The organism is Vibrio sp. PID23_8 (assembly GCF_003584965.1).
Taxonomy (GTDB): Bacteria; Pseudomonadota; Gammaproteobacteria; order Enterobacterales; family Vibrionaceae; genus Vibrio.
Map to the genome: position 1 here is coordinate 1 of NZ_LIXE01000029.1, position 3,290 is coordinate 3,290.

Here is a 3,290-nt window from a genome sequence, read left to right on the forward strand (position 1 = left end):
GCTTCAATTTTAAATTCTTCTGGATATCTTTTGCTGCTCATAAGCACCTCTCTATTAGTCATTTTGTCTAACTAAAAGGTGTCTATCAAGTCGGTGGCTATTCAGTCATCAGAAAAGAGTTAAGGCTTCTAATTGGGGCAAAGTGACAGTAAACGTTGAACGGCATTATGAAATATCTGAGTAAACGCATAACAAACGCTTCAAGACGGATTCGCAACGCGTGGCATTTTTGGCATGCGTTAACTTTGGTGATTAAGGTGGTGTGCTGCAGCTTAGGTATTGCGTTGCTCACCACTTAAGCGGGCGTTAGCTTTCAAGGAGGAAAATTGAGCGCAAGTGACTATATCAAAGAGGTTCGTTCTAAGATTGGAACGATGCCACTTCTTATCCCCGGCGTAGCGGGTGTCATTTTAAATGAAAACAAAGAGCTACTACTTCAGCAAAAATCAGATAGCACATGGAGCCTTCCTGCCGGAATGATTGAACCTCAAGAGTCGCCAGTGCAAGCATTGATCAGGGAAGTACGCGAGGAAACAGGTTTAACTGTAAAAGTAGATCGCCTACTTGGTGTATTTGGTGGTGAGGGTTTTGGCTTTACATACCCAAATGGTGATCAAGTTGAATACACAGTCATCATGTTCAAATGTGTAGTAGAAAGTTGTTCTCAATCCGCACTCGATGATGAAACGGTATGCCTTAAATGGTTTTCAAAAGGTAGTATGCCAAGGCTTGAGCTGCCTTACCCGTTGGATTGTTTGTTTGCAGAAAATGATTCAGCGTACTTCGTTGGCTAGAAAGCTAACAAATTGTTCAAGAGTGATTCGGCACGCGTGGCATTTTTACTATGCGTTGGTTTTAGTGGTTAAGGTGTTATGCGGAGGCTTTGGTATTGCGTGCCTCACACCTTAACAAGGCGTTATAACTACCGTCCGATTTGAACTCCCTCGAATTACCTGCTTAGCTCTTTGCACGGTTCGACTCTCATGACTAGTCTAGTATTACATTAAAATCAGATACATATGAGAGTAAGTATGTTTAAGTGTCCAAATTGTAACGCGCCCATTTCTATTGGTGCCAAGTTGACAATAAGCCTGGATAAACACATAACATGTAAGAAGTGTTCACAAGAACTAAAGTCGGTCAGGTTGTTCATATATGCAGTTATTTTTATCGCCCCTTCAGTTATGTCGTTACTGGTACACTACGCTGACCTCAATTACTTGGCTGCAGCAGGGGGCACATTTGCACTTTGCTTCTTTCTATTAGCATGCCAACCATTAAGGAAAATGTAGTTATAACAAGGCGTTTAAGAGGGATTCTCAACGCTTGGCATTTTCAGTTTGATTCAGCTTTAGTGTTTACGGCACAATGAGTTAGGTTGGGTGGTGGCGTTGTTCACCCCTTAACGCGGCGTTAGCCGACAACCAGAAATTTGAGTTATGGAGAACAAAGTGAACGTAAGGAAAGCGATCAAGCAAGACTCTGGTAAGTTGCTAGAACTTATTGGACACAAAGCTGAGTTTGACCGGAGTATGAAAGGGTTCGACGGCGAAATCTCCACAACTAAAGAGAAAATTGAACGAACCTTATTTGGTGACTACCCGTTTGCCCATGCTTTGCTATTGGAAGTAGATGGCGAAGTTCAGGGTTTCGCCTTGTTTCATTATCGTTACTCTTCCTTTCGGGGCGAGCCGTCTATTTGGCTTGATGATCTTCTAGTTGTTGATAAGCACCGGTCAAAGGGATACGGTGCTGAACTTATGCATGCTTTGAAAACGGAAGCTCAAAATTCGTTAACTTCTCATATTTCATGGACAGCTAGCCCACACAACATCAAAGCACACGAGTTTTACAAGAAGTTAGGCGCAGAAGTCGAACGGATGGACGGTCAGCGTCCGTATTTCCGTTGGGCAATGTACGGCTAACAATAAATTTAAGAGTGATTCACAACGCTCGGCGCTTTCACTTCAAGCAAGTTTAGTGTTTATGGCACAATGGTTTAGGTAGGGTGGTAGCGTTGTTCACACCTTAATTTGGCGTTAGTCGCCAGAAAAAGCTAGCAATCAAAATCATGTTTCTAAGCTCAAAACTTGGCTACTGATTGCTTGGCTCATTGTTCAATCTTCGACAGTAAAAGCTCAGTTTCATCGGTCCTAAACCAATGCATTGCTATTTTCCAAGCGGTTGTTTCATTCTTTGGTGGTGATAGAGCGGGGCGATCGATAATCTGTTTTTTGGTTGCAAATTTGCTCGGTGAGTTTGTTGGTTTAAAAGCTTATTTACTTGCTGAAAGGACGTTTTCTCTGGTGTTGTAAGTTCCACGTGGTTTCAGTGACTTTGTTGAAAGTCCGCGCTGTGAGATTGGTTTTGCAAAAGCGCTTTTTTGTGTTGTCAGGCCGTTTTCTGCGGCGTTGTTTGTTCTAAGTGGTTTCATTGAGTAGCCGCTTTGAGACTACGCCTGACCTAAATGCATCAAAGCACATAAAGTTTGTTGTTCGCAAAGTTTAGTTCGGCTTAAAATTGTCGCTCGGTGCCTCGCGACTAACAATCTGTTTAAGAGTGATTCGCAACGCGTGGCATTTTTACTATGCGTTGGTTTTAGTGTTTAAGGTGGTATGCGGCAGCTTAGGTATTGCGTTGCTCACACCTTAACAGGGCGTTATGCTTTAGAGGAAAATATGGAAATCAGAAGAATCAATCAGGATGATTTAGATAGCTTTGTAGCTCTCTGGCAAGGTGTATTTGATGAAGGGGCTTACCTTAGAAATCCTCCTCCACCAAAAGAGAAAGTTTTAAAGGTGCTCTGTAAAGTCGAACAGCTTAAATTCCCCAATTTTGTTGCTTTATCAGCCGGAAAGGTGGTGGCTAGTATTGAGGCATTTCCGGGTTCAATGTGCGGCTTAGAGTGCGATGATGTTGGATTTGTTGGTGCTCAAGTTTATGCAGACCTTAGAGGCAAAGGTTTGGGAAAAAAGTTACTGAAACAGGTCATTTCAGACAGCAAAAGGTTTGGTTACAAAGAGCTCAGGCTTGAAGTTTATAAGTCCAATATTGCAGCTAGAAAACTCTACGAAAAGCTTGGGTTTAGCTACGTAGGTGAAGGTGAGGAAATTACTTTGCCTAATGGTGAAATGACGCAGAGTTTGAAAATGAGGCTATCGATAGCCCAAGCATAACAAACGACAATGGCGTCAATAGCTAATTTTTCGCTATGTTCTCATCCCACATGACGCCATCTCTTAACATAGAATTTAGTATCACAACCATCTTGCGAACGCAGGCTATGATGG

3 protein-coding genes and 1 pseudogene are annotated in these 3,290 nt (G+C 42.5%); 3 read left to right on the forward strand and 1 reads right to left on the reverse strand.

Annotated elements, in window-relative coordinates:
• Nucleotides 1-326: 326 nt before the first annotated feature.
• Entirely contained in the window at nucleotides 327-794 is a 468-nt protein-coding gene (locus AK966_RS19770; protein WP_119464776.1) for an NUDIX domain-containing protein, read from the forward strand.
• A 645-nt stretch (nucleotides 795-1,439) separates the two neighbouring features.
• Nucleotides 1,440-1,925, forward strand: a complete 486-nt coding sequence (locus AK966_RS19780) for a GNAT family N-acetyltransferase (RefSeq protein ID WP_182852776.1) — start codon at nucleotides 1,440-1,442, stop codon at nucleotides 1,923-1,925.
• A gap of 244 nt (nucleotides 1,926-2,169) precedes the next feature.
• Here AK966_RS19780 and AK966_RS20375 read toward each other — a convergent pair.
• Nucleotides 2,170-2,434, reverse strand: a pseudogene (locus AK966_RS20375) (hypothetical protein).
• A gap of 244 nt (nucleotides 2,435-2,678) precedes the next feature.
• On the opposite strand from AK966_RS20375, the gene AK966_RS19795 reads away from it, so the two are divergent.
• Nucleotides 2,679-3,176 carry a GNAT family N-acetyltransferase gene (locus AK966_RS19795; RefSeq protein WP_182852778.1) on the forward strand — a complete coding sequence of 166 codons (498 nt, stop codon included), beginning with the start codon at nucleotides 2,679-2,681 and terminating at the stop codon, nucleotides 3,174-3,176.
• The last annotated feature ends 114 nt before the right edge of the window (nucleotides 3,177-3,290 follow it).